We start from the raw sequence: 26,993 nt of genomic DNA on the forward strand, positions 1-26,993 counted from the left end.
ACGCTGGAAGGAAAGAGCCGGCGCCCCATCAGCCGATCTCCCCCCTTGTGGGGGAGATGTCCGGCAGGACAGAGGGGGGCGCCGTAGAGCGCCAACCCTGGAGACTGGCGTTTCTTGCATCCACCTTCGCCTTCCTTCCCAACCCCGCCTTCGCCCACGCCTCCGATCGCGGCCATGTGCTCCTTCTCCCGACGGGCTACTACATCGCCGGCGGCGCTTTTGCCGTGGCGGTCAGCTTTCTCGTCCTGGCGTTGCTGCCGCCCGCCGCGCTCGACAGTTTCTGGCGCCGGCGCCTGTCGCTCTTCACCCTCGGCGATCGCCCGCGCACCATCGTCAGCCTGGTTTCCTTTGCCGGCTTCGCACTTCTGATCGCCGCTGGCCTTTTCGGCAGCCGCGACCCGCTCTCCAACCCGCTCCCCCTTGTCATCTGGACGCTGCTCTGGGCCGGCTTCACCCTGCTGCAAGGCGTCTTCGGCGATCTCTGGTCATGGCTCAACCCGTGGTATGGGCCTTGGCGCTTCGCCYCTCGCATCCTCGGCCTTCGCGCGGACGTCGCAAAGCCGTCACGCCTGCCGTCATGGCTCGGCTTCTGGCCGGCCTTCATGCTGTTCTTCGCCTTCGCCTGGTTCGAGCTGATCGATCCGGCGCCCGACGATCCGGCCCGCCTGGCCTTTGCCGCCGGCCTCTACTGGCTGGCGAGCTTTGTCGCGATGCTCATCTTCGGCTACGACGCCTGGAGCAAGCGTGGCGAATTCTTGACCATCTTCTTCGCCATGGTCGCCCGTTTCGCGCCGTTCGAGCGCCGCGAAGGCCGCCTCTCGCTCTGCTGGCCCGGCGCCAAGCTGCTGGCCGCCGAGCCGCTGCCGATGAGCGGCACGGCCTTTCTTCTGCTGGCGCTGTCGTCGGTGTCCTTCGACGGCCTGTCGAAAACCTTCCTCTGGCTCGGCCTGTTCGGCGTCAACCCGCTGGAGTATCCCGGCCGCACCGCCCTGATCGGCATCGGCAGCTTCGGCCTCGTGCTCACCTTTGTCCTGCTCGCGGCGGTGTTCGCGTTGRCCGTCTTTCTTGGACAGCGGCTCGCCGGCGATGCGCAGCCGTTCGGAAAAGCCGCCGGCCTGCTGGTCTGGTCGATCGTRCCGATCGCGCTCGCCTACCACATCGCGCATTACCTCGCCGTGCTTCTGGTCGACGGCCAGTATGCGCTGGTCGCGCTCTCCGATCCCTTCGCGCTCGGCTGGAACCTGTTCGGCACCGCCAACAGGATGGTCGAGGCCGGCATCGTCGCCGGCGCTCAGTCGGCCTGGTGGCTGTGGAACCTGCAGGCGGGTGTCATCATCGCCGGCCATGTGCTGGCGGTCCTGATCGCGCACGGGCTCGCCTGGCGGCTGCATCCGCAAGCCTCCCGCGCGGCGCTCAGCCAGCTTCCGCTGACACTCCTGATGATCGCCTATACGATATTCGGCCTTTGGTTGCTTGCCACGCCGACGGCGGGATGAGAGAAGGGCGCCGCTGAATACCGTTGGGGAAGCTCGCTTGCCAGCTCACGGCTTTGGTGATTTAGTTTGTACACATGCAATTTTCGCATCCTCCGCGCGAGGAGGATCGAGCCGCCTTATCGCTGGTCAAAACTGAAAAAACAGGGGAACGGACATGGCTGACAAGAACGGATTTTTCGACCTTTCCAAGACGACGCTGTCGCGCCGCACGGCGCTGAAGGGCATGGCCGCAGGCGCCGGCCTCGCGCTGGCCCCCGGCTTCGTCCGCTACAGCCAGGCGCAGAGCTCGGCGCCCATCAAAATAGGTTTCCAGTCGCACCGCACCGGCATCGGCGCCGCCTATGGCCGCTGGTACGAGAAGACCAGCGCCGCCGCCGTCAAGACGATCAACGACGCCGGCGGCATCGGCGGCCGCAAGGTCGAGCTGGTGATCGAGGATGACGGCACCGATCCGGCGCGCGGCGCCGAGGTGGTCAACAAATTCGCCAAGCAGCACAAGACCGACATCGTCTTCGGCACGCTGTTTTCGCATGTCGTGATCGGCTCGGCGCCGGCGGCCGGCGAGAACAAGATCCCCTATTTCGTGGTCAGCGAAGGCCATCACGTCGCCTCCACCAAGCTCAACCGCTACGTCTTCCAGCCCGGCATCACCGACGTGAAGAGCCAGATCCAGTCGATGGCGCCGTGGATTRCCGCCAACGCCGGCAAGAAGGTGACCCAGATCTTCCCCGACTTCGCCTTCGGCTACGACCATCGCGACTACCTGCCGCCGGCGCTGAAGGCGCAGGGTGGCGACGTGATCGCGCAGATCGCCATCCCGCCGACGGAGTCGTCCTTCACGAAATACTTCCCGCAGATCCCAGCCGAGACCGAGGTGATCTACCACGTCATGGTTGGCCCTGCGGTGCTCACCTTCGTCAAGGAGCTCGGCGAGTTCTACGGTTCGCAAGGGCCGCAGCTCTTCGGCTTCATTGACTCACTCGAAGCCGTCGACATCAACAGCCCCGGCCTCGAATTCCTCGACGGCAGCCATTTCTGGGAAGGCTCGCCGCGCTACGCGCAGGCCGACGATTCGGCCGCGCAAAAAGCCTATCGCGCCGCCGTCGGCATCGACGACAATGGCGCCGCCGTCGGCGACCCCAAGGACGTCTCCACTGCCGCCCACATGTTCGGCTGCTGGGAGACGCTCTATGTCGTCAAGAAGGCGATGGAGGATGCCGGCTACAAGGGACCCGAGGACCGCGCCAAGCTGGTCGAGGCCACCGAGGCGCTGAAGGAATTCGCCGAAGGTCCAGAGCATCCGCAGGGCCCGAAGACCTTCAACGGCAAGATCCACCAGTGCTTCGGCATCCAGAACATCTCCAAGGTCGAAGGCGGCAAACTCAAGGTTGTCCACAAGACCAAGATCGAGGACGGCCTCTACGAGCCGGAAGGGGACTACACGACGCAGGCGCTGTAGGTTCATTCCAACCAGCGTGAGCGCCCAGGCCCCCCTCTCTGTCCTGCCGGACATCTCCCCCTCAAGGGGGGAGATCAGCAGCTTGTGCGAAGGCGGCCATCTATCGGCCTTTGCGATTGGCGAAAGCGGTAGGGACAGCCAATCTCCCCCCTTGCGGGGGGTGAGGAGCGGTCCGCGCAGCGGACGGAAAGCCAATTGCTTGGCTTTCCGAGCGACGAACGCCCGGAGCGATAGCGGAGGGCCGGGCCCGGCAGGGCAGAGGGGGGTGCCTCGCGCATCCGTTCGCGTGTAATGCATTTCGGACCCCATCTCCTCCTCGCCGCTCTCGAAGGCCTCGTCACCTCCGCCGTGCTGGCGCTGACGGCGCTCGGCCTGTCGCTGGTGTTCGGCGTCATGCGCGTCGTCAATGTCGCGCATGGCGAGTTCTTCATGCTGGGCGCGGTGCTCGCTTGGGCGGTCTCGACGGCGATTTCCGGCCATCCGGCCATCGGCTTCGTGGCGGCGCTTGTGATCGCGCCCTTGCTCGTCGGGCTGGTCGCGCTCGTCGCCGAGCGCCTGGTGYTGCGCCGGCTGAACTACAATCCGGAAGGCACCATCGTCGCCACCATCGGCATGCTCTACATCATCCAGCAGCTGGCGCTGACCTTCTACGGCCCCGAGGCCCGCCCCGTGGAGCCGCCTTTCAGCTACCGCATCCTTTTGCCGTGGTTCGGCTATTCCGGCTACAAGCTGTCGGTGGTCGCGGCCTCCGCCATTCTGCTCGTCATCACCTGGCTCGTGCTGACCCGCACGAAGATCGGCCTGATCATGCGCGCCACGCAGTATGACCGCGAGACGGCGCAGGCTTTCGGCATCCCGGTCGAGCGCGTCTATGCCGGCGTCTTCGCCGTCGGCGCCATGCTGGCGGCGATCGCCGCCGTGCTGATCGTGCCGATCAGCCAGGCGCATTACCTGATGGGGCAGGACCCGCTGCTGCTCTCCTTCATCGTCGTCATCATCGGCGGTCTCGGCTCGTTGCGCGGCACCGTGGTCGCCGCCGTCCTGATCGGCCTTTCCGACGGCATCGTCTCGATGTTCTTCTCGCCGACTTTGGCCAAGATCATCGCCACGCTGGTGGTCGCCATGGTGCTGGTGTTCCGGCCGCAAGGGTTGTTCGGGACGACGTCCAGATGAGGGATGCTTCGCCGGCAACGACCTATGCCTTGCATATCGGCGTCATCGCGCTTCTCTTCGCGCTGAACTTCGTCCTGCCGGATTACCACCAGGGCCTCTTCGCCCGCATCATGGCGCTGGCCGTCTTCGCGATGGGCTACAATCTGCTCTTCGGCTATGTCGGCCTGCTCAGCCTCGGCCACGCCATGTTCTTCTCCGCCGGCCTCTATGGCGCGGGCCTAACCGTCTACCACCTCGGCTGGGGCGTCCCGGAAGCTTTTGTCGCCGGTGTCGCCTGTGGCGCGCTGCTCGCCTTGGTCATCGGCCTGCTCGCGCTGCGCACTTCGGGTGTCGCCTTCATGATCGTCACCATGATGTTCGCCCAGGTCTTCTATCTGCTGATTCTTTACTTCGCCGCCTGGACCGGCGGCGACCAGGGCTTGGTCATCCAGCAGGCATCGCGGGTTGTCGCGATCGGCGGCGCCTCCTTCGACCTGACCGATCCGACCGTGCGCTACATGAGCGCGCTGGCGTTGTTCGCGGTCGTGCTCCTCATCACTTTGGCCCTCGTCCGCTCCCGCTTCGGTCGTGTCCTGGTCGCCATCCGCGAGAACGAGGAACGGACCAAGATGCTGGGCTACGACACGGTCGCCAACAAGCTTGCCGCCGTCGTTGCTTCCGGCACCATTTGCGCGGCGTCGGGCGCCGCCTATGCGCTGCTGTTCGGCTATGTCGGCTCGAGCTTCGCGTCCGTGCAATATTCCATCCTGCCCTTGCTCTGGGTGCTGCTCGGGGGTGCCGCGACCACGCTCGGTCCGCTGGTCGGCACGCTGTTCATGTACTATGTCACCGACATCACCAGCGGCTTCACCTCCGCCTATCTCCTGATCGTCGGCGTGGCGCTGATCCTGCTCGTCCTGTTCGCCCCGAAAGGCATTATGGGCAGCATCCGCGAGCGCTGGCTGGGATGGCTGCCATGACGCCGCTGCTCACMACCAAGGGCCTGTCGCGTAATTTCGGCGGCCTGCGCGCCGTCGACGGCGTCGACTTCGCGCTCATGCCCGGCGAGATACGCGCCATCATCGGCCCCAATGGGGCCGGCAAGACCACCTTCGTCAGCCTGCTCTCGGGCCGTATCCGGCCGTCCTCCGGCATGATCGTCTTCGACGGCGCCGACATCACCGCGATGCCGGCTTATAAACGGGTTCGCCTTGGCGTCGCCTATACGTTCCAGATCACCAGCGTCTTCGCCAACCTTACCGCCTTCGACAATGTCGCGCTGCCGGTGCAGCGCACGCTGACCGACGGCCGCTCCAAGGGGCAGGTGAGAAGCGGCGTCATGGCGGCGCTGGAGCGCACCGGCCTTGCCGACCGCGCCGGCACTTTGGCCGCACACCTTTCCTATGGCCATCAGCGCCTGCTGGAAGTGGCGATGGGCCTGGCGCTGAAGCCGCGTTTGCTCATCCTCGACGAGCCGACGCAAGGCCTGGCTGACGGCGAGATCGACAATTTCATCACTTTGGTGCGCGAGATCGCCAAGGACGCCACCGTGCTTTTGATCGAGCACAACATGCCGGTGGTCATGCAGCTTGCGAACCGCATCACCGTCTTCAATTCGGGAAAGATCCTCGCCGAAGGCACGCCGGGTGAGATCCGCGCCGATGCCGAAGTGCAGGACGCCTATCTCGGAGCGACTCATGGCTGAGYCGGTTGGAACCGATGGCGGACTGCTCACCATCTCCGGCCTCGACTGCTTCTATGGCGAGGTGCAGGTGCTGTACGGCCTCGACCTCGTCTTGAACAAGGGCGAAGTGCTTTGCCTCTTCGGCCGCAACGGCGCCGGCAAGACGACCACGCTGAAGGCGATCGTGGGGCTGGTGCCGGCATCGGCCGGCTCGATCAAGCTGGACGGCAGGGAACTGACCGGGCTTGCCGCGCATGACGTGCCGAAGGCAGGCGTCGCCTATGTGCCGCAGGGCCGGCGTCTGTTCGCCGAGATGAGTGTGGCGGAAAACATCGAGATCGGYTTGATGGCGCGGGGCAAGGGCAAGCAGGCGCGTGAAAACGTCCTCGACCTTTTTCCTTTGCTCAGGGAGCGGCTGAAGCAGCGTTCCGGCACGCTGTCCGGCGGCGAGCAGCAGATGCTGGCGATGGCCCGCGCGCTCTGCCTCGAACCGCAAGTGCTCTTGCTCGACGAGCCGACCGAGGGGCTGATGCCGTCGATGATCGCGAAGATCCGCGAGACGGTGGCCAAGCTGCGCGAGCTAGGCGTCTCCACCATCCTTGTCGAGCAGCGTGTCGATGCGGTGCTATCGGTGGCGGATCGGGTTTGCTTCATCGAGAACGGCCGCAACCGCGAAACGGTCGATGTCGAGGCGTTGCGGGCGGATCCGTCGGCGGTGCGGAGATATGTGGGTGTTGGCTGAGGATTACCCTCCCCCTTTGTGGGGAGGGTCGCTGCGAAGCAGCGGGGAGGGGGCAGCGCCGACCCCCACCCGGACCTGCGGTCCGACCTCCCCACAAGGGGGAGGTAAGGCTCCGCGCCGCCTCAGTTGAAAAACAAAAACCCTGCGATCAGAAACGTCGGGATCAGCACCGCACCCGACCACGCCATATAGCCGAAGAAGCCCGGCATCTTGAAGCCGCGATGCCTGGCGATGGCGAAGACCATGAAGTTCGGCGCGTTGCCGATATAGGTGTTGGCGCCCATGAACACGGCGCCCGCCGAGATCGCGGCCAGCGTCGAGGCTGCCTCAGTCATCAGGTGCTGGGCATCACCGCCGGCAAGCTCGAAGAACACCAGATAGGTCGGCGCGTTGTCGAGGAAGGAAGACAGCGCCCCGGTCAGCCAGAAATAGGCGAGATCGTTGGGCTGGCCGTCGGCGGAGGTGACAAGCGCCACCAGCGGCGCCAGCGCGCCGTCATGGCCGGCCCGCAGGATGGCGATGACCGGCACGATGCAGATGAAAATGCCGGCAAACAATTTCGCCACCTCGGCGATCGGCCCCCAGGTGAAGCCGTTGGCCTCGCGGTGGCTCTTGTAGGAGACGCGAAGCGAGAGAAACGCCAGCGCCAGGATGACGGCGTCGCGCACCAGGTTCTGCAGCTCCAGGCCGACGCCGAAAATCGGGATGCTGACGCCCGGCTTCCAGCCCGCCGAAAGTAGGATCGCGCCGATCACGCCGGCGAGCAGCGGCAGGTTGGCGAGCCCGCGCAGGCGCACCTTTGTATCAGGCGTCGGGTCCTTGATCTTCGGCATGCCGCCCTCGCGCCGGTGCAGCACGATATCGAGCGCCAGGAAGACGATGAGCACCAGTCCGCCGGTGAACAGCGTCTCGCGCCACAGGTTAGCGGTGGTCCAGAAGAAGTCGACGCCGCGCAGGAAGCCGACGAACAAGGGCGGGTCGCCGAGCGGGGTCAACGAACCGCCGATGTTGGACACCAGGAAGATGAAGAAGATCACCACATGCGCGTTGAACGGCCGGTTGTCGTTGGCGCGCAGCATCGGCCGGATCAGGATCATCGAGGCGCCGGTCGTGCCGATGACCGAGGCAAGCAGCGCCCCGATCAGCAGCAACCCGGCATTGACGAGCGGCGTGCCATGGATGTTGCCGGCAAGCAGGATGCCGCCCGAGATGGTGTAGAGCGCGAACAACAGGATGATGAACGACATGTATTCGGTCAGCAGCGTGTGCAGCACGGCCTCGCCTGCCGTCGGAATGCCGAAGGCGACCGCCAGAGGAACCGCGACCAGCGCCGCCCAGGCGGCGGCGATCTTGCCGTAGTGATGCTCCCACACATGATGAAACAGCAGCGGCCCAGTCGCGATCGACAAGAGCAGGCCGGCAAAGGGCAATCCCCACCAGAGCGACATGGCGGCGCCCGGCAGTTCGTGGATCTCGGCCGCAAGAGCCTGGGCTGGGAGTAGTAGCAATACGGCAAGCGAAGCGAATGAGAAGAAACTCTTCATTCGGCCGCCGCGCGCCTTCCCCTTCTCCCCTTGTGGGAGAAGGTGGATCGGCGCGTAGCGCCGAGACGGATGAGGGGTGCTCCAGCGGAGTGAGACGCTGGCTTGCCCTGGAGCGCCCCTCATCCGTCGCCTTCGGCGACACCTTCTCCGACAAGGGGAGAAGGGGGAGCCCGCAATCCGGGTGAGGGGGACCTTCCCCACAGTCCGGTCAATCCGCCGAATGATCTTCGAGCCTCACGCCGGCCTCGCGCATGCGCTTCAGCATCGCCTCGACCGAGCCGTTGAGGTCGATGCCGCGGCAGGCATCGAGCCGCACCGTCGTCTTGAACCCCTGCTTAACCGCATCGAGCGCCGAGAAGGCGACGCAGAAGTCGGTGGCCAGCCCGACCAGCGTGATTGTGTCGATGCCGCGTTCCTTGAGATAGCCGCCAAGGCCGGTCGGCGTTGTGTGGTCGTTCTCGAAAAAGGCCGAATAGGAATCGATCGCGGTACGAAATCCTTTGCGGATCACCAGCTCCGCCTTCGTCCAGGCGAGCCCGGAATGGAAATCGGAGCCGAGACTCCCCTGGATGCAATGATCCGGCCACAGCGTCTGCGGCCCGTAAGGCATCTCAATGGTTTCGAAGGCCTGCTTGCCGGGATGGCTGGAGGCGAAGCTCGAATGTCCGGCCGGATGCCAGTCCTGCGTCAGGATCACATGCTCGCTGCGCCGGATCAGGTCGTTGACCAAAGGCACGATCTCGTCGCCGCCGGCGACCGCCAGCGCGCCGCCCGGGCAAAAATCGTTCTGCAGGTCGATGACGATGAGCGCTTCTTCGGCCATGCGGCTTCCTCTCGTTCGGCCCTCTGGTTCAGCATCGGGGCTGCAGTCAAAAGCCGCTGACGCGACCGGAGAGGGAACCTTGACCAGATGGCCGGCGGCGTCAACCTCCGGCGCCATAACAATCGCGTTCAGGTCTTCGCGGCGCCAACTCCGGCCCAACTCCGGCTTTGACAATTCCGACCGGCCTGATATCATTTGCATACGAATGAATTTGACCGGTGTGAAACCGGCGGAAAGCTCGAAGCCAGGTGCTTTGGGAGGGCCAAGTGGGAATGGTCCGTTTCTGGGAAGGTTCTGGAAGGCAAAGCGTGATCCGTTACGCGAAACCCACCACGGTCGACGAAGCGCTCGCTCTGCTCGGCGAGGACCGCTGGCGCATTCTGGCCGGCGGCACGGATTTCTATCCGGCGCAGGGCGCGAAACCTTTCCGCGACAACATCCTCGACATCAATGGTCTCGCTGAACTGCGCGGCATCGCCGAGACCGACGAGCATTGGCGGATCGGCGCCCGCACGACCTGGACCGACATCGTGCGCCAGCCGCTCCCGGCCGCGTTCGAGGCGTTGAAATCGGCCGCGCGCGAAGTTGGCTCGGTGCAGATCCAGAATGTCGCCTCCGTTGCCGGCAATCTCTGCAACGCCTCGCCCGCGGCCGACGGCGTGCCGGCGCTGCTGACGATCGACGCCGATATCGAATTGCGCTCGCTGAAAGCCATCCGCCATCTGCCGCTTGGCGCGTTCATACTTGGCAATCGCCGCACGGCGCTGCAGCCGGGCGAGATGGTCACCGCCATTCGCGTGCCGAAGCGTTCCGCAGCCGGCGCCTCGGCTTTCGTCAAGCTCGGCGCACGGCGCTATCTCGTCATCTCGATCGCCATGGCGGCGGCGCGCCTCGTGGTCGAGAACGGCGTCGTCGGCGATGCCGCGATCGCCGTCGGCTCCTGCTCGGCGGTCGCCCGCCGTCTCGCCGGCGTCGAGGCGGCCTTGCGCGGCCAGCCGGTCACGTCCGCGCTCGCCGATGCCGTGCTGTCGGCGCCGTTCGATGAATTGTCGCCGATCGCCGACGTACGCGGCAGCGCCGAGTACCGGCAGGACGCGGCGCGCGAGATCGTCGTCCGCGCCGTGCGCGATGCGGTCGGCCTCAAGCAAGGCAAGGTGGCGGCATGAGCATGGCCCAATCCGGCATGGCCCAATCGGGCATGCAGCGCGCCGACATCGCCTTTGAGGTCAATGGCGCTGCCGTCAGCGTGTCGGTGCCGCCGGTGCGGCGCCTGTCCCAGGTTCTGCGTGACGAGTTGCGGCTGACCGGCACCAAGGTCGGCTGCGATGCCGGTGATTGCGGCGCCTGCACGGTGCTGGTCGATGGCAATCCGGTCTGCGCCTGCCTGATGCCGGCGGCCTCGGTGTCTGGCGCTTCCGTCACGACCGTCGAAGGCCTCGCCAATGGCCGGCTTTCGGCCTTGCAGGCGTCCTTCCTCGAACATGGCGCCGCGCAATGCGGCATCTGCACGCCCGGCCTGCTGGTCGCGGCCACCGCGCTCCTGGAACGCAATCCCACGCCGAGCGAGGCCGAGACGCAGGACGCGCTGGGCGGCGTGCTCTGCCGCTGCACCGGCTACAGGAAAATCGTCGCGGCGGTGATGCAGGCCTCGCGGCATACGAACGGCGTCGACCTTCGCCTGCCGGAAGCCGGCAACGCGGTCGGCGCCTCGCCGATCCGCCTCGACGGCGTGCCGAAAGTCACCGGCGACGAGAAATTCGGTGGCGATTCCTTCCCGGCCGACGCGCTGGCCATACTTGTCGTCCGCTCGCCGCATTATCATGCCGGCTTCAGCTTCGGCGATCTCGATGCGTGGACGAAAGCTCACGCTGGCATAACCGGCGTCTTCACCGCCAGGGACATTCCGGGCCACAACTGCTTTGGCGCGATCGGACCGTTTGCCGATCAGCCGGCCCTCGCGGAAGGCTTCGTCCGTCTGCGCGGCGAGGCGGTGGCGCTGGTGGCGGGCGAGCGCGAAGCGATCCTCGATCTCGACCTGACGGATTTTCCGATCACCTGGACCGAGCTGCCGCATATGCTGCAGACCGGCGAGGCGAAGGCCGAAGGCGCCGCGCTGATCCACGGCCACCGTCCGGCGAACCTGCTCACCTCCGGCCTGGTTGAGCGCGGTGACCCGGAAGCAGCGCTTGCAGGCGCGGCCGCCACAGTCTCCGGCGCCATCGAGACCTCGTTCGTCGAGCACGCCTATATCGAGCCGGAAGCCGGCTACGCTTATATGGATGGCGACACGCTGGTCGTCGTCGCCTGCACCCAGGCGCCTTATATGGACCGTGACGAGACGGCAAAGGTGCTGGGCCTTGCCGTCGACAAGGTGCGCATCGTGCCGACCGCCACCGGCGGCGGCTTCGGCTCGAAGCTCGATGTCTCGCTGCAGCCGCTTATTGGCCTCGTGGCGATGAAGACCGGACGRCCGGCGGCACTTGCCTACACCCGCAACGAATCGATGATGTCGACCACCAAGCGCCATCCCGCCGAGATGAAGGCGACCATCGGCGCCGATGCCGAAGGCCGCATCACCGGCATGGTCTTCGAGGGCGATTTCAACACCGGCGCCTATGCCAGCTGGGGGCCGACGGTCGCGAACCGCGTGCCGGTGCATGCCTCCGGTCCTTATCTCACGCCGAACTGCCGGGCGACCGGCTACGCCATCCACACCAATGGCCCGATCGCAGGCGCCTTCCGCGGCTTCGGCGTGCCGCAGTCCACCATCATGCAGGAAACGCTCTATGACGAGCTCGCCGGCAAGCTCGGCATCGATCGGCTCGATTTCCGGCTGAAGAACTGCCTGCGCGACGGCTGTGAGACGGTGACCGGCCAGCGCCTGGAATCGGGCGTCGGCATCGGCGAATGCCTGGAGCAGCTTCAGCCGCATTGGGCGCGCGCGCTGGCGGACGCCGAGGCGTTCAACGCGACCCATGCCGCGAGCAAGCGCGGCGTGGGCGTCGCCTCCTGCTGGTATGGCTGCGGCAACACTTCGCTCCCCAATCCTTCCACCATCAAGGTCGGCATCTCGGCCTCCGGCGAGGTCATCCTGCATCAGGGCGCGGTCGATATCGGCCAGGGCTCCAACACGGTCATTACCCAGATCTGCGCCGACGCACTCGGCCTGCCGCTGGACAGGTTCAAGCTGAAGAGCGCCGACACCGCCATCACGCCCGACGCCGGCAAGACATCCGCCTCGCGTCAGACTTTTGTGACAGGCAAGGCGGCGGAGAAGGCAGGCCGCGCGTTGCGCGAGAAGATCCTGCGTTTCGCCAATGTCTCGGAGCAGGCGACGATCGCGCTCGAAGGATCGARCCTGTCGATCCGTGAAGGCGACGCGGCGCGGCGCATCGATCTGGCTGCGCTCAAGGCCGATGACGGCGGCTTGGTGTTCGTCGCCGAGGAAACCTACGACCCGCCGACGCTGCCGCTCGACGCCAAGGGCCAGGGCAAGCCCTACGCGGTCTACGGCTATGGGGCGCAGATCGCCGAGCTCGAGGTCGACCTCAAGCTAGGCACCGTCAAGCTGATCAAGATCACCGCCGCGCATGACGTCGGCAAGGCGATCAACCCGGTTCTGGTCGAGGGCCAGATCGAGGGCGGCATCGCGCAAGGCATCGGCATGGCGCTGATGGAGGAATATATCCCCGGCCGCACTGAGAATTTGCACGACTATCTCATCCCGACCATCGGCGACGTGCCGCCGGTCGAGCACATATTGGTCGAGGTTCCGGATCCGGAAGGACCTTTCGGCGCCAAGGGCCTGGGCGAGCATGTGCTGATCCCGACAGCGCCTGCGATCCTCAACGCCATCCGCCATGCCACGGGCGTCCTGGTCACCAAGGTGCCGGCGACGCCGAGCCGCATCCTGGCGGCGATCCGCGAGAAGGAGGCGCGCCGATGAGCGAGCTTGCCGAACGTTTCGAAACCCACGATCCCGGCGAGAAGCAGGTGGCGGAAAAGATCCGCTGCGATGCCTGTCCGGTCATGTGCTACATCGCCGACGGCCGCACCGGCGCCTGCGACCGCTACGGCAATGTCGGCGGCCGCATCGTGCGCATGGACCCGCTGACCATTCTCGACCACGCGGCCGAGACCGGCGGCGCGGTCGTGCCTTTCGTCGCCGAGGGCGAAGCCTGGAACGGCGAGCTGGTCAACACCGGAAGGCGTTTCGTCACGGCAATCGGCGCCGGCACCACCTATCCGGATTACAAGCCCGCGCCCTTCATCGTCAGCCAGGAAGTCGAGGGTGTCGATCTCGTCACCGTCGTCACCGAAGGCATTTTTTCGTACTGCGGCGTCAAGGTGAAGATCGACACCGACCGCCACATCGGCGACGAGACGGCGACGGTGCGTTCTGAAGGCGAGGCGATCGGCCATGTCACGACCGGCGAATATGGCTCGCAGATGCTGTCGCTCGGCGGCGTCCATCACCTCACCGGCGGCTCGAAGCAGGAAGGCCGTGCCACCTGCGACGCGCTGCTCAATCTCTGCAACAGGAAGCCGGTCGAGCTCACCATCGATGGCGGCGCGACGGTCATCGTCGAGGCAGGCAAGGCGCCGGTCATCGACGGCAAGGTCGAGCACCGTATGCGCGTCGGCTGTGGCTCGGCAACCATCGGCATGTTCGCCACGCAGTGGCGCGGGCTGGTCGACGAGGTGGTGGTTGTCGATGACCACATCACCGGCGTCGTCTCCGAGCATCAGGCCGGCAAGGTGCTGGGCTGGGAGGATACCGGGATAAAGATCGTCGGCCGGCGTTCGACGCCCGGCCGCTACTTCAAGGTGTCGGAGCCCGGCCTCGGCTGGGGCGGCACGACGATTTCCGACCCGCTGTCGATCCTCGGCGACTGGAACGCCAAGAAGGGCGCGCGCCCCGGCCTGTCGCTGCTGATGGTGTCGACCACCGGCGAGCAGTTCGCCTATTACGAGCTGGACGACCAGTTGAAGCCGGTCGAAAAGCCGTTCCCGGATCGGCTGCAAAAATCCGTCGGCCTGATCGAGGACAATTGCGAGCCGGCTTTGTGCACGGTTCTCTTCGTCGGCGGCGCCGGCGGCTCGCTGCGCGCCGGCGTCACCGAAAACCCGGTCAACCTCACCCGCTCGGTACAAGGCCTGAGGACCTATGTGACCGTCGGCGGCGCGCCGGTCTATGTCTGGCCGGGCGGCGGCATCACGCTGATGGTCGACGTCACCCGCGTGCCGGAAGGCGCCTTCGGCTATGTGCCGACGCCCGCCTTGGTGGCACCGATCGAATTCACCATGCGCCGCGACGACTATGTCCGGCTCGGCGGCTATGAGAACGAGATACGCAGCGTCGAGGACATCCTCGCCAAGGGCGGCGAATATCTCAATCCGCGCAGCAACACCGGCGCGCCCGCCGGCAATCCCTGGCCGCCGCTGGCGCAACTGCGGCGCGCGGCGGCGAACGGTGCCGGCTGATGAACGGCCCGCAGGCGCATTGGCTAGCCGACGGCCGGCGGCTTCATCTCAATCATGGGCCGATCGATCTGATTGTCGAGGCCTTCGGCGGGCCGGAGGAGTGCCGCGCCGCTTACGAACAGGCTGTCGCCCGCTTTCAGACGATCCTGATCGAGGTGGTCGAGGAGCTGCCCGAGTTGCGCTTGCCGGCCTTCTTCCTGGCGCCGCGCGACTTCGCCGGCCCGACGGCCCGCCGCATGGAAGCCGCCGTCATGCCGTTGGCGGAATGCTTCATCACACCGATGGCCGCCGTTGCCGGTTCGGTAGCCGACGAAATTCTTGGCGCCATGCTCGCCGGCCGCCGGCTCGACCGCGCCTACGTCAACAATGGCGGCGACTGCGCTCTCCATCTTGGCGTCGGCCAGTCGATGACGGTAGCGATCGCCGGCACCGGCAATGACATGGCCGATCGCGTCGCCATCCGTTCTGAAGATGGCGTGCGCGGCGTCGCCACCAGCGGCTGGCGCGGCCGGTCGTTTTCGCTGGGCATTGCCGACGCCGTCACCGTGCTTGCGCGAACCGGCGCGGAGGCCGACGCCGCGGCGACGCTGATTGCCAACGCTGTCGACCTGCCTGGACATGCTGCCATCGCCCGCGCCGCTGCGCGCGACCTCGCGCCTGACAGCGATCTCGGCGAGCGGCTGGTGACGCAGGGCGTCGGCGCGCTCACGCCCGGCGAGGTGGCGCGGGCGCTGGACAACGGCCTTGCCGTCGCCGAAGATTTTCGCCGGCGCGGCCTGATCGCCGCCTCGGCGCTGTTTTTGGCGGGCGAGGCCCGCATCAGTGGCTCGGTGACGCTCGCCGCGCCCAACAAGGATGCACAGGAGGAATTTGCCGATGCCTGAGTTTTCGATCCGCAAGATCGCGGTCCTGACGGCCCAAGACATCAAGGCATGGGATGGCCTCAGATGAGCGGCGAGGACAATTTGCTGCGGCTGGTCGAGGCCGAAGACGGCGACGAGAGCAACTATCACCTGCAGGACCAGGTCGGCTTCATCCTGCGCAGGGCGCATCAGCGCCATGTCTCGATCTTCGCCTCGCATATCGGCGACCTGACGCCGCCGCAATTCGCCGCTCTGGCCAAGCTCTACGATATCGGCGAGACCTCGCAGAACCAGTTGGGAACGCTGATCGCCATGGACGCCGCCACCGTGAAGGGCGTCATCGACCGGCTGAAGGCGCGCGGGCTGGTCGAGGTCTCCAAGCATGAGGTCGACAAAAGGCGGCTGCTGGTCAACCTGACGCCGGAGGGCCGCCAGGCGATCGAGTGGCTGATCCCGCTGGCGCGCGCCATCACCGAGGAGACGCTGGCGCCGCTGACGGCCAAGGAGGCCGCGACGTTTTTGCGACTGCTGGCGAAGCTGGCGTAGAAGCCGCTTTCGACAGGGTGATATCGTTAGACGCTGGCGGGACAGCACCCCCCTCTGGCCTGCCGGCCATCTCCCCCGCAAGGGGGGAGATTGGCAGTTCCAGCGCCGGCGCATCTCTTCCATCGTTGGCGATTGGCGAAAGCGGCGGCGACATCCGATCTCCCCCCTTGCGGGGGAGATGCCCGGCAGGGCAGAGGGGGGTTGGCGGGAACTCGACCTGGGGCTTTGGCTTGGGTCGCGGCCTATCCGCCTACATGTCCACCCCGAACATCTCCCTGGCCTGCTCGGCCGTATAGTAGCCGAGCCTGATGTCCTCGGCGACCTGCTTCGGATCGCGCTCGCGCGGATCGCCATAGCCGCCTCCGCCTGGGGTGCCGACCCGCACGCGGTCGCCGGCCTTGAGCGCGATGTCCTGCTCCTTGGAAAGATGCGGCGGCACATGGGCTTCGCCACCGCGGAACACGGTCACGCTGTTCGGCGCGCCGTCCCGGCCGCCCAACGCACCCTGCGGACCGAAACGGCCGTGATCCATGACGAAGGACGCGCGGGCTTCACCCCGCAATATCTCGACCTCATAGGCAAGCCCGAAGCCACCGCGATGTTTTCCCGCGCCGCCGGACCCCTCGCGCAGGGCGTAATGCCGGTAGAGCACCGGAAAAGCCTGCTCCATGATCTCGACCGGCGGCGACTTCGAGATGCCGATGGTCGAGCAGCCATTGCTCAGACCGTCATGACCGGCATTGCCGCCATAGCCGCCGCCGGAGATCTGGTACATCACATAGTCGCGGCCGCGCGCCGGATCGTTGCCGCCGAGCGCGAAATTGCCGCTGGAGCCGGCGGGCGCGGCCGTCACCTTTTCCGGCAGCGCCTGCACCATCGCCGCGAACACCGCCTCGGCGATGCGTTGCGAAACCTCCGCCGCGCAGCCCGACACGGGCCGGGGATATTTTGCGTCGAGGAACGTGCCTTCCGGCCGCTTGACGTGCAGCGGTTCGAAAGCGCCGGCGCTGATCGGTACTTCCGGAAAGATATGGCGCATGGCGAGATAGACCGACGACAAGGTCGTCGCCAGCACGCTGTTCATCGGCCCGGCGCATGGCTTCGACGAGCCGGCGAAATCGAAAGTCAGCGTGTCGCCCTTCTTCTCGACGGCGAGATTGATGGTCAGCGGCTCGTTCACCACCCCGTCGGAATCGACGAAGGCCTGCGAGCGGTAGACGCCGTCGGGTATGGCGGCGATCGAGGCGCGCATCTGCTCGGCGGCGCGGCGGCGCAGCTCAGYGATCGCCTCGACGACGGTTTCGTCGCCGTAACGATCCAGGATTTCATTGAGCCTGTCCTGGCCGATCAGCAGCGCGGCGGCCTGCGCGCGGATATCGCCGATGCGCTGGTCGGCGACCCGGATGTTCGAGCAGATGATGGCGTAGATCTCCGGATCGAGCACGCCCTTCTTGAACAGTTTCACCGGCGGCAGCCGCAGGCCTTCCTGCTCGACAGCGGTGGCCGAAGCAGAGAAGCCTCCCGGCACCGAGCCGCCGATGTCCGGCCAATGGCCGGTGTTGGAAAGCCAGCAAAAGATTTTTCCGCCCCGATAGACCGGCATGACGAAGCGCACATCCATCAGATGCGTGCCGCCGAGATAGGGATCATTGACGATGTAGATGTCGCCGGGCTCCGGCGGCAGGCATCGGCCGTCGGCGATCATCTCGATCACCGTCCTGGTCGAATACTGCATGACGCCGACAAACACCGGCAGGCCCTGGCTGCCTTGCGCGATCAGCGAGCCGTCGACGGCCGAATAGATGCCGTCCGAGCGGTCGTTGGCTTCGGCGATGACCGGCGAGAAGGCCGCGCGGGAAAACGTCAAATCCATCTCGTCGCAGACCTGCTGCAGGGCCGCCTGCAGCACCGAAAGCGTGATCGTGTCGAGGTTTGCCATCTTAGGCCTCGCCGATGTCGATGATGATGTTGCCGTCCGCGTCCGAGCGGGCGCGGTCTCCGGGTTCGAGCACCGTGGTGGCGTCCATCTGCTCCAGGATCGCGGGGCCTTCGATTGTTGCGTCGAGCGGCAGCTTTTCGCGGGCATAGACCGGCGTGTCGTGCCAGGCGCCGCTATACCAGACCGGCCGGATCTCGCGCCGCGCCTCTTCGAGCGTCGCCGCGCGCCCTGCCGGGTCGATCAGCCGCGACAGATCGATCTGCGGCCGCACGCCGGTGACCGAGGTGTTTAGGTTGACGAGGTTGGCGCGGATTTCCGGCAGCTCGACCTTGAAGCGGGCGAAATAGGCCTTTTCGAACAGAAGCTGAAGTGTTTCTCGTGAAACCGACGAGGAAGGCAGCGGCACGTTGATGATGTGTGTCTGGCCGACGAACTGCATGTCGGCCGAGTGCGTCACGCGGATCGCGTCCGGCTTCACCGCTTCCTTGGCGATCAGCGTCTCGCCTTCGTTTCGGTGCCGTTCCAATACATCGCGAAGCGCAGCTTCGTCGAGGCTCGCCACGGGCTGGTTGATCGTGTTGACGAAGTCATGGCGAAGGTCCGCGACGACGCAACCGAGCGCGTTTGTGATGCCCGGGCGCGCCGGCACCAGCACCCTCGGCAGGCCGAGCTCACGGGCGAGCGCCGTCGCATGCAGCGGTCCGGCGCCGCCAAAGGCGAACAGCGCGAAATCGCGCGGGTCGTGGCCGCGCGACACCGACACCATGCGGATGGCGCCCGCCATCTTCATGTTGCCGAGCCGAAGCACGGCGCCCGCGGCCTCGACCCCGGAGAGGCCGGTGCGCTTGCCGATCTTGTCCTCGAAGATCGAGGTGACACGCTCGACGGTGACGGGATTGTCAACCGAGAGCAGCTTCTTCGGCGCAAGGCGGCCGAGCACCAGATTGGCGTCGGTGATGGTCGGCTCGGTGCCGCCGCGCCCGTAGCAGATCGGGCCGGGATTGGCGCCGGCGCTCTCGGGGCCGATCTGGATCAGCCCGGCCGCATCGACGCGCGCGATGGAGCCGCCGCCGGCGCCGACCGTGTGCACCGCCACCATCGGCACATGGATCGGCATCGCATATTCGATCTCGATCTCGTTCGAGACGGCGGGTTCGGCATTGCGGATCAGCGCCACGTCGGTCGAGGTGCCGCCCATGTCGTAGGTCACGAGGTTGCCGAAGCCGGCGCGCTTTCCCGTATAGGCGGCGGCGATCACGCCCGACGCCGGGCCGGACATCACCGTCTTGGCCGATTCCAGCGTGACGAAGCGGGCCGAGATCATGCCGCCATTGCCGTTCATGATCAGGAAGTCGCGGGCGTAGCCCTTTGCCGCCAACTCCTTGCGCAGCCGTTCGACATAGCGCTCGAGGATCGGCTGGACCGATGCGTTGACCGCCGCCGTCACGCCGCGCTCGAACTCGCGCGCTTCCGAAAGCAACGCGTGTCCGGTGGTGATGTGGCTATTCGGCCAAAGCTCCGCCGCGATCTCGGCCGCGCGCCGCTCGTGCGACGGGTTGGCGTAGGAATGCAGGAAATGGATGACAAGCGACTCGCAGCCGGCGGCGAGCAGCCGCTTCACCGCGTCGCGCATCTCGTCCTCGTCGAGTTGAATGCGGACAGTGCCCGACGCCTCGACCCGCTCCGACACTTCGAGCCGAAGGTCGCGGGGAATGACGGGGACGAAAGTGCCCGTCATGCCGTAGGCTTGCGGCCTTGTGCGCCGGCCAAGCTCGATCACGTCGCGAAAGCCGCGCGTGGTGATCATGCCGGTCCGCGCCAGCCGGCGTTCCAGCACGGCGTTGGTCGTGGTCGTCGTGCCGTGCACGATGAGGTCGATGCCGTCGATCGGGAAGCCGGTGGCGCCGAGCGCCGCGACGACGCCGAAGGCCTGGTTTTCCACCGTGGTCGGCGTTTTGGCGATATGGACTTTCCCGCCCGCCTTGCCGTCGATCAAGAGCAGGTCGGTGAAGGTGCCGCCGACATCGATGCCTGCTACGACGCTTCCCGCGGACGCCGAAAATTTCTCATTCATTGCCGAAACCCGAAACAGCAGGACTACGGATATGCCTTGGTTTGGAAAGGCATTTTACGTCGCCATCTTGACCTCGAGATCATTTGTATACTAATAAGTTTCGGACACAAGAGCTTACCGCTTGGCAATATGCAGCGGGCACGTCGGAACCTGACCGTTCGGACGCGCAGGAGAAAGTTTGGCGCCCAGTGCGTTTGTCTGGGCCGGAAAGTTGGGTTTGATGAACACGACATCCGCGTTGAACACCGCCGGTGCAAGGCCGCTGCAGTTCCCGATCCCAGCCAATGTCTATGCCGAGACCGTGGTGTCGGTGAAGCATTACACCGACCGGCTGTTCTCCTTCCGCATCACCCGCCCGCAGTCGCTTCGCTTCCGCTCCGGCGAGTTCGTCATGATCGGTCTGCCCAATGCCGAGAAGCCGATCTTCCGCGCCTATTCGGTCGCCAGCCCCGCCTGGGATGATGAGCTCGAATTCTTTTCGATCAAGGTGCCGGACGGCCCGCTGACCTCCGAGCTGCAGAAGATCCAAGTCGGCGACACCGTCATCATGCGGCAGAAGGCGACCGGCACGCTGGTGCTCGACGCGCTGACGCCCGCCAAGCGCGTGATCATGATCTCGACCGGCACCGGCATCGCGCCCTTCGCCAGCCTGCTGCGTGACCCCGACACCTACGAGAAGTTCGACGAGGTCATCCTCACCCACACCTGCCGCGACAATGCCGAGCTTACGTACGGCCAGGAACTGGTGGCGGGGCTCGAGAGCGACCCGCTGATCGGCGAGCTGACCGGCGGCCGTGTCACGCTCTACAATTCGACAACGCGGGAAGAGTCGGCGCGCATGGGCCGCATCACCGCGCTGATCGGCTCCGGAAAATTCTATTCCGACCTCGGCATCGACAAGCTCAATCCCGAGACCGACCGCATTATGATCTGCGGCTCGATGCATATGCTGAAGGACGTCAAGGAGCTTGCCGAAAGCCTCGGCTTCCAGGAAGGTTCTTTGAGCCATCCGGCAAGCTTCGTGGTCGAGCGCGCCTTCGTCGGCTGAAGGTATCGCAGCCCGCTGGTCTGTTGCAGGCGTCAAGATTAGCGACGACATTCGAGCTTCGTCATTCTAGGGCGGAGCAAGGAGCGGAGCGACGCGCGCAGACCCTAGAATCCATGCCGTTACGTTAAAGCGTTGCAGCGGTTATAGAATTCTGCACCGTTGCATTCTGCCGCAGAGGTCACGGCATGGATACTCGGGTCAAGCCCGAGTATGACGAAGCGATGGGCGTTTCGGCCAATCTCCAACGCTGGGAGAGTCTACTCAGCATGATGTTTTGACCATGCGGTCAAAAATCTGCTGCCTGAGCTGGCTTTTTCCGTTATGACGCTTTGAAAGACTCGTGAAGCGTCGCTTCACGGGCTATCTTCATGCTCGTCGCCCAACGACACGCATGAAGGCAAACGAAAGGGCAGGAGATGAGCAGCACGATCCGCGAGGCTGGTGCAGGCGCAGGCGCGTCCAAGGTGATGCCGCTGCCGGCGCGCGCCGCCGCCAACACGCCGCTGCCGCTGGAACACGGCATTGCCCGCAATTCCGGCATGAAGCTCGATCTCGGCTTTCTGGAATCGGTGCGCAGCGTCAACCGCTCGGCGCTGGAGCGTCGCGTCGCCACGCTCACCAAGCGGCGCTCGATCAAGGCCGACAACCAGGCCGCCTGGCTCCTGCGCGCCATCGCCTGCATGGACCTCACCACACTGAATTCCAACGACACCGACGAGCGCGTGCGCCGGCTCTGCGCCAAGGCGATCAATCCGCTGCGCCGCGATATCGTCGAGGGTCTCGGCATATCGGGCGAAACCATCCGTCCGGCGGCGGTCTGCGTCTACCATCCCTTCGTCGCCACCGCGGTCGATGCCCTGCGCGGCACCGGCATCCACGTCGCGGCGGTCTCCACCGCATTCCCGCATGGCTTGACGCCGCTGTCGACCCGCCTGCAGGAGATCGAGGCCTCGGTCAAGGACGGCGCCGACGAGATCGATGTCGTCATTCCGCGCGGCCTGGTCTACGGCGCAAAATGGCGCGAGCTGTTCAACGAGATCGTCGCCATGCGCGCGGCCTGCGGCGATGCGCATCTCAAGGTCATCCTCGGCACCGGCGACCTTTCCACGCTGCGCAATGTCATGCTGGCCTCGATGGTGGCGATGATGGCCGGCGCCGATTTCATAAAAACCTCGACCGGCAAGGAAAGCGTCAACGCCACGCTTCCCGTCGGCCTTGCCATGGTCCGCGCCATCCGCGCCTATTTCGAGGAGACCGGCCATCTGATCGGCTTCAAGCCGGCCGGCGGCATTTCGACAGCCAAGGTCGCGCTCGACTGGCTGGTGCTGATGAAGGAGGAGCTCGGCCGGCCCTGGCTGGAGCCGGACCTGTTCCGCTTCGGCGCGTCGAGCCTGCTCACCGACATCGAACGCCAGCTCGAGCATCATTTGACCGGCCACTATTCGGCCAACCATCGCCACGCGATGGCTTGAGCACCCACCCCCCCCTTGTGGGGGGGTCGCCGCGCAGCGGCGGGGTGGGGGTCGAAAGAACAAAACAGCCTGTCCCTATGAACAAGTCCATCAGCCACTTTCCCCCACCCCGATCGGCTTCGCCGATCGACCCTCCCCACAAGGGGGAGGGTAAAGGAGGCGCCCCATGAACATCCTCGAACGCTATCACGCCATGGAATACGGTCCGGCCCCGGAAGCCCGCAACGAGGCCGACGCCTGGCTGGCCTCGCGCGATTTCTCCAAGGCCCTGTTCATCGACGGCGCCTGGAAAGCGGCGGCCAGCGGCAAGACCTTCGACACCTCCGAACCGTCCTCCGGCAAGCTGCTGGCCAAGGTCTCGGATGCAGGCGCTGCCGATATCGATACTGCGGTCGCGGCCGCCGCTAAGGCGCTGCCGAAATGGAGCGCCAGCTCGGGCTATGCCAGAGCCAAAGTGCTCTACGCCATCGGCCGCGCCATGCAGCGCCATCAGCGCCTGTTCGCGGTGCTGGAATCGATCGACAACGGCAAGCCGATCCGCGAGAGCCGCGACATCGATGTGCCGCTGGCGATCCGCCACTTCATCCACCACGCCGGCTGGGCGCAGACGCTCGACAGGGATTTCCCCGACCACAAGCCGGTCGGTGTCGTCGGCCAGGTCATCCCGTGGAATTTCCCGCTGCTGATGCTGGCCTGGAAGATCGCGCCGGCGCTTGCCGCCGGCTGCACGGTGGTGCTGAAGCCGGCCGAGTTCACGCCGCTTACCGCCATCCTGTTCGCCGAGATCTGCGAGCGTGCCGGCGTGCCGAAGGGTGTCGTCAACATCGTCCAGGGCGGACCGGAGGCGGGTGCTGCGATCGTCAATCATCCCGGCGTCCAGAAGATCGCCTTCACCGGCTCGTCGGAAGTCGGCAAGATCATCCGCAAGGCCACCGCCGGGTCGGGCAAAAAACTGTCGCTGGAGCTCGGCGGCAAGTCGGCCTTCATCGTCTTCGAGGACGCTGATCTCGACAGCGCCGTCGAAGGGTTGGTCGACGGCATCTGGTTCAACCAGGGCCAGGTCTGCTGCGCCGGCTCGCGGCTCCTGGTGCAGGAAGGCATCGCGGAAGCCTTCATCGCCAAGGTCAAGGTCAGGATGAGCCGGCTGCGCGTCGGCAGCCCGCTCGACAAGAACACCGATATCGGCCCGTTGGTCGACCGCACCCAGCTCGATCGTGTCAAGGGCCTGATCGCCGAGGGCGCGAAGCAGGGCGCCGTCTGCTGGCAGCCGGACGCCGCCTTGCCGGCGACAGGTTACTACCACTTGCCGACGCTCGCGACCGCTGTTTCGCCGGCTAATATCTTGGCGCAGGAAGAAGTCTTTGGCCCGGTGCTGGCGACGATGAGCTTCCGCAACACCGAGGAAGCGATCGAGCTCGCCAACAACACGCGCTACGGCCTAGCCGCTTCCGTGTGGAGCGAGAACGTCAACCTTGCGCTGCATGTCGCGCCGCAGCTGAAAGCCGGCGTCGTCTGGGTCAACGGCACCAACATGTTCGACGCCGCCTGCGGCTTCGGCGGTTATCGCGAGAGCGGCTTTGGCCGTGAAGGCGGTCGCGAAGGCATGTTCGAATATCTCGCCGCCAAGCTCCCCGTCGGCCCCGCTATCAAACCGGCCGCGGCCGGCTCGGCGCAGCCGGTCGAGCAGGCCGACGGCACGGCCGTCGACCGCACGGCAAAGCTGTTCATCGGCGGCAAGCAGGCGCGGCCGGACGGCAACTATTCTCTGGCCGTCGCCACCGCCAAGGGCAAGCTGGCCGGCGAAGTCGGCCTCGGCAACCGCAAGGACATCCGCGACGCCGTCGCCGCTGCCCGCGCCTGCAAGGCCTGGCCGGATGCGACCGCCTATAACCGCAGCCAGGTGCTCTATTATTTCGCCGAGAACCTTTCGGGCCGCGCCGATGAGTTCGCCGCGCGCCTCGTCCAGCTCACCGGCGTCACCGCCAAGGCCGCGCGCGAGGAGGTCGAGCAGTCGATCGAGCGGCTGTTCCTCTATGCCGGCCTCGCCGACAAGTTCGAGGGCCGCGTCCATCAGCCGCCGGCCCGTGTCGTGACGCTTGCGCTGCATGAGCCTGTCGGTGTCGTCGGCATCGTCGCGCCGGACAACCAGCCGCTGCTCGGCTTGATCTCGCTGCTGGCGCCGGCGCTCGCCATGGGCAACACCGTGGTCGCCGTTCCGTCCGAGCGGCATCCGCTTCTTGCCACCGACCTCTACCAGGTGATCGAGTATTCCGACATTCCGGCCGGCGCCATCAACATCGTCACCGGTCGCAGCGCCGAGCTTTGCGGCGTGCTGGCCAAGCATGACGATGTCGATGGGCTCTGGGTGTTCGCCGATGCCGACACCTGCGCGAAGGCGGAGGCCGACTCCACTGGCAATCTCAAACGCGTCTGGACCGGCAATGGCCGCACGCTCGACTGGGCCTCGAACGAGGCGGCCGGCGAGGCCTTCCTGCGCCGTGCCATCGAGGTCAAGAACGTCTGGGTGCCTTACGGCGACTGATGCCTCGAGGCGTGTCGCGTCCGGTTGAGCCAGGCAGCGTGACCTATTGTCCTGTTGTCATACAAGCTGTTGCATCCGGGCTGGCGATATGCATTAAAGCAGCCGCGAAGATGATCGCGTTCGGGCTTGACGCTCGTCGGCGTGTTCTTTAACGAGAAAAAACATCTTCATCTGTGAACCGGGAATCTGACCGCACGATGCCGTCTGTCTGGCACACGACGCTGGGGTCAGCCCTCGATAGAGGCGGATGCGCGAGAGCAATTCCAGGAAAAGTGTGAGCGGTTTTCCGCCGGGAATTGCGTCGGACAAGGAGATAGAGCGGTTCGCCGTTTCCGTGAAACAGTGAGACGCTCCGGGCAGGCGAGGAGAAAAACATGGCGGATTTGGCAGGCAAGGTGGTCGTCGTCACCGCGGCGGCGCAAGGCATCGGCCGGGCGAGCGCGCTGGCTTTCGCCAAGGCGGGCGCCACGGTTCATGCCACCGATATCAATGAGTCGCTGCTGGCGGAGCTGGGCAAGACGGCCGGCATCAAGACCCGTAAGCTCGACGTCCTGAACGACGCGGCTGTCGCTTCCGCCTTCGCCGAGATCGGCCGGGTCGATGTGCTGTTCAACTGCGCCGGCTTCGTCCATGGCGGCTCGATCCTCGAGATGAAGGACGAGGATCTCGACTTCGCGGTCAACCTCAACGTCCGTTCGATGATCCGCACCATCCGTGCCGTGCTGCCGGGCATGCTGGAACGCGGCGACGGCTCGATCATCAACATGGCCTCGCTGGCAAGCTCGCAGAAGGGCGTGCCGAACCGCTTCGTCTACGGCCTGACCAAGGCGGYCGTGGTCGGCCTGACCAAAGCGGTCGCCGCCGATTATGTCGCCAAGGGCATTCGCTGCAACGCCATCTGCCCCGGCACGGTCGAAAGCCCGTCGCTGCAGGACCGCATGCATGCCCAGGGCGACTATGAGGCTGCCCGTGCGGCCTTCATAGCCCGCCAGCCGATGGGCCGGCTTGGCACGCCGGAGGAGATCGCCGATCTCGCCGTCTACCTTGCCGGCGCGACTTACACGTCAGGGCAGGCCTACAATATTGACGGCGGCTGGTCGATCTGACGAAAGGCTCGGACATCGGGGCTATCGGATCGAAACGTCTGAAAATCTCGACGATTTGGCCTGCATGGCAGCAAGACTCGCTTGTCGCCGGTGTGGTCGGCGACTAGGGTCCGCGGGCTTTGATGGGAATTTGCAAAACCGGCCCCTGGCCGTAAGGTGGAGAAAGTTGAGATGAAGTTGTTGCGCTATGGCGAAGCTGGCAGCGAGAAGCCCGGCCTGCTTGATGCGGATGGGAACATTCGCGATCTTTCCGCTCATGTCGCCGACATCGCCGGCACGGCGCTTCATCCGGCCTCGCTGGAGATGCTTTCGAAGCTCGATCCGAGGTCGCTGCCGGTGGTCTCCGGCAAGCCGCGTCTGGGCGCCTGCGTCGCCGGCACCGGTAAGTTCATCTGCATCGGCCTGAACTATTCCGATCACGCCGCCGAGACCGGCGCCACCGTGCCGCCGGAGCCGATCATTTTCATGAAGGCAAGCTCGGCGATCGTCGGGCCCGATGACGACGTGCTGATCCCGCGCGGTTCGGAAAAGACCGACTGGGAAGTCGAGCTCGCCGTCATCATCGGCAAGACGGCGAAGTATGTCTCGCAGGACGACGCGCTGGATTATGTCGCAGGCTACGCCGTCGCGCATGACGTGTCGGAGCGCGCCTTCCAGGCCGAGCGTCAGGGCCAGTGGACCAAGGGCAAGTCCTGCGACACGTTCGGCCCGACCGGCCCGTGGCTGGTCACCAAGGACGAGGTCGCCGACCCGCAGAACCTAAAGATGTGGCTGACCGTCAACGGCAAGACCATGCAGAACGGCTCGACCAAGACCATGGTCTATGGCGTGAAGTATCTGGTCTCCTATCTCAGCCAGTTCATGTCGCTGCATCCCGGCGACATCATCTCCACCGGCACCCCGCCCGGCGTCGGGCTCGGCATGAAGCCGCCGGTGTTCCTGAAGGCCGGCGACGTGGTGGAGCTCGGCATCGAAGGGCTGGGTCAGCAGAAGCAGACGTTCAAGGCGGACGAGTAAGC

The 26,993-nt window shown here is 65.6% G+C and carries 20 protein-coding genes; 16 read left to right on the forward strand and 4 right to left on the reverse strand.

Annotation, left to right across the window (positions count from 1 at the left end):
* Nucleotides 1-56 precede the first annotated feature (56 nt).
* The 6 genes from LCM4577_RS02290 (at nt 57) to LCM4577_RS02315 (ending at nt 6,533) form a co-directional block, all read left to right on the forward strand.
* The gene (locus LCM4577_RS02290) at nt 57-1,496 is read left to right on the forward strand and encodes a hypothetical protein (RefSeq protein WP_071069859.1); all 1,440 of its coding nucleotides are present in this window, start codon (nt 57-59) and stop codon (nt 1,494-1,496) included.
* 154 nt (nt 1,497-1,650) lie between these two features.
* Entirely contained in the window at nt 1,651-2,955 is a 1,305-nt protein-coding gene (locus LCM4577_RS02295; protein ID WP_071069384.1) for an ABC transporter substrate-binding protein, read from the forward strand.
* A gap of 291 nt (nt 2,956-3,246) precedes the next feature.
* Nucleotides 3,247-4,128 (forward strand): branched-chain amino acid ABC transporter permease, encoded by an 882-nt coding sequence (locus LCM4577_RS02300; RefSeq protein WP_071069386.1) that lies wholly within the window; start codon nt 3,247-3,249, stop codon nt 4,126-4,128.
* Complete coding sequence (locus LCM4577_RS02305; RefSeq protein ID WP_071069388.1) at nt 4,125-5,087, forward strand: branched-chain amino acid ABC transporter permease; 963 nt, start codon at nt 4,125-4,127, stop codon at nt 5,085-5,087. The genes LCM4577_RS02300 and LCM4577_RS02305 overlap by 4 nt, the downstream gene beginning before the upstream one ends.
* Nucleotides 5,084-5,812 carry an ABC transporter ATP-binding protein gene (locus LCM4577_RS02310; protein ID WP_041004052.1) on the forward strand — a complete coding sequence of 243 codons (729 nt, stop codon included), beginning with the start codon at nt 5,084-5,086 and terminating at the stop codon, nt 5,810-5,812. Before LCM4577_RS02305 ends, LCM4577_RS02310 begins: the two co-directional genes overlap by 4 nt.
* The gene (locus LCM4577_RS02315) at nt 5,805-6,533 is read left to right on the forward strand and encodes an ABC transporter ATP-binding protein (RefSeq protein ID WP_071069390.1); all 729 of its coding nucleotides are present in this window, start codon (nt 5,805-5,807) and stop codon (nt 6,531-6,533) included. Before LCM4577_RS02310 ends, LCM4577_RS02315 begins: the two co-directional genes overlap by 8 nt.
* 122 nt (nt 6,534-6,655) lie before the next feature.
* On the opposite strand, the gene LCM4577_RS02320 is transcribed toward LCM4577_RS02315, so the two are convergent.
* Both LCM4577_RS02320 and pncA read right to left on the reverse strand, forming a co-directional pair.
* Nucleotides 6,656-8,077, reverse strand: a complete 1,422-nt coding sequence (locus LCM4577_RS02320; protein ID WP_071069392.1) for a sodium:proton antiporter — start codon at nt 8,075-8,077, stop codon at nt 6,656-6,658.
* A 208-nt stretch (nt 8,078-8,285) separates the two neighbouring features.
* On the reverse strand, nt 8,286-8,900 hold the full coding sequence (pncA, locus tag LCM4577_RS02325; RefSeq protein WP_071036613.1) for a bifunctional nicotinamidase/pyrazinamidase: 615 nt from the start codon (nt 8,898-8,900) through the stop codon (nt 8,286-8,288).
* Nucleotides 8,901-9,208: 308 nt separating this feature from the next.
* Between pncA and LCM4577_RS02330 the strand changes: the two genes are divergently transcribed.
* The 5 genes from LCM4577_RS02330 (at nt 9,209) to LCM4577_RS02350 (ending at nt 15,793) form a co-directional block, all read left to right on the forward strand.
* Nucleotides 9,209-10,066, forward strand: a complete 858-nt coding sequence (locus LCM4577_RS02330) for a xanthine dehydrogenase family protein subunit M (RefSeq protein ID WP_071069861.1) — start codon at nt 9,209-9,211, stop codon at nt 10,064-10,066.
* The gene (locus LCM4577_RS02335; RefSeq protein WP_071069393.1) at nt 10,063-12,846 is read left to right on the forward strand and encodes a molybdopterin-dependent oxidoreductase; all 2,784 of its coding nucleotides are present in this window, start codon (nt 10,063-10,065) and stop codon (nt 12,844-12,846) included. The genes LCM4577_RS02330 and LCM4577_RS02335 overlap by 4 nt, the downstream gene beginning before the upstream one ends.
* Entirely contained in the window at nt 12,843-14,384 is a 1,542-nt protein-coding gene (locus LCM4577_RS02340) for a hypothetical protein (RefSeq protein WP_041003849.1), read from the forward strand. The genes LCM4577_RS02335 and LCM4577_RS02340 overlap by 4 nt, the downstream gene beginning before the upstream one ends.
* Entirely contained in the window at nt 14,384-15,268 is an 885-nt protein-coding gene (locus tag LCM4577_RS02345; protein ID WP_071069396.1) for a UPF0280 family protein, read from the forward strand. The genes LCM4577_RS02340 and LCM4577_RS02345 overlap by 1 nt, the downstream gene beginning before the upstream one ends.
* 63 nt (nt 15,269-15,331) lie before the next feature.
* Entirely contained in the window at nt 15,332-15,793 is a 462-nt protein-coding gene (locus tag LCM4577_RS02350; RefSeq protein ID WP_071069397.1) for a MarR family winged helix-turn-helix transcriptional regulator, read from the forward strand.
* A 250-nt stretch (nt 15,794-16,043) separates the two neighbouring features.
* On the opposite strand, the gene LCM4577_RS02355 is transcribed toward LCM4577_RS02350, so the two are convergent.
* Together LCM4577_RS02355 and LCM4577_RS02360 are read right to left on the reverse strand one after the other, a co-directional pair.
* Entirely contained in the window at nt 16,044-17,732 is a 1,689-nt protein-coding gene (locus LCM4577_RS02355; RefSeq protein ID WP_071069399.1) for a hydantoinase B/oxoprolinase family protein, read from the reverse strand.
* 1 nt (nt 17,733) lies between these two features.
* Complete coding sequence (locus LCM4577_RS02360; RefSeq protein WP_071036608.1) at nt 17,734-19,806, reverse strand: hydantoinase/oxoprolinase family protein; 2,073 nt, start codon at nt 19,804-19,806, stop codon at nt 17,734-17,736.
* Nucleotides 19,807-20,026: 220 nt separating this feature from the next.
* Here LCM4577_RS02360 and LCM4577_RS02365 point away from each other — a divergent pair, with 220 nt between their 5' ends.
* The 5 genes from LCM4577_RS02365 (at nt 20,027) to LCM4577_RS02385 (ending at nt 26,991) form a co-directional block, all read left to right on the forward strand.
* The gene (locus tag LCM4577_RS02365) at nt 20,027-20,854 is read left to right on the forward strand and encodes a ferredoxin--NADP reductase (RefSeq protein ID WP_040987056.1); all 828 of its coding nucleotides are present in this window, start codon (nt 20,027-20,029) and stop codon (nt 20,852-20,854) included.
* A 416-nt stretch (nt 20,855-21,270) separates the two neighbouring features.
* Nucleotides 21,271-22,326: a deoxyribose-phosphate aldolase gene (gene deoC / locus LCM4577_RS02370; protein WP_071069401.1), complete on the forward strand. Its 1,056-nt coding sequence runs from the start codon at nt 21,271-21,273 to the stop codon at nt 22,324-22,326.
* Nucleotides 22,327-22,492: 166 nt separating this feature from the next.
* Nucleotides 22,493-24,868: an aldehyde dehydrogenase family protein gene (locus LCM4577_RS02375; protein ID WP_071069403.1), complete on the forward strand. Its 2,376-nt coding sequence runs from the start codon at nt 22,493-22,495 to the stop codon at nt 24,866-24,868.
* Nucleotides 24,869-25,242: 374 nt separating this feature from the next.
* Nucleotides 25,243-25,974, forward strand: coding sequence for an SDR family oxidoreductase (locus LCM4577_RS02380; protein ID WP_071069405.1), 732 nt, complete (start codon nt 25,243-25,245; stop codon nt 25,972-25,974).
* Between the two features lie 171 nt (nt 25,975-26,145).
* Nucleotides 26,146-26,991, forward strand: a complete 846-nt coding sequence (locus tag LCM4577_RS02385) for a fumarylacetoacetate hydrolase family protein (RefSeq protein WP_071069407.1) — start codon at nt 26,146-26,148, stop codon at nt 26,989-26,991.
* Nucleotides 26,992-26,993 lie beyond the last annotated feature (2 nt).

It is taken from the genome of Mesorhizobium sp. LCM 4577, assembly GCF_001854795.2.
Lineage (GTDB): Bacteria > Pseudomonadota > Alphaproteobacteria > Rhizobiales > Rhizobiaceae > Mesorhizobium > Mesorhizobium plurifarium.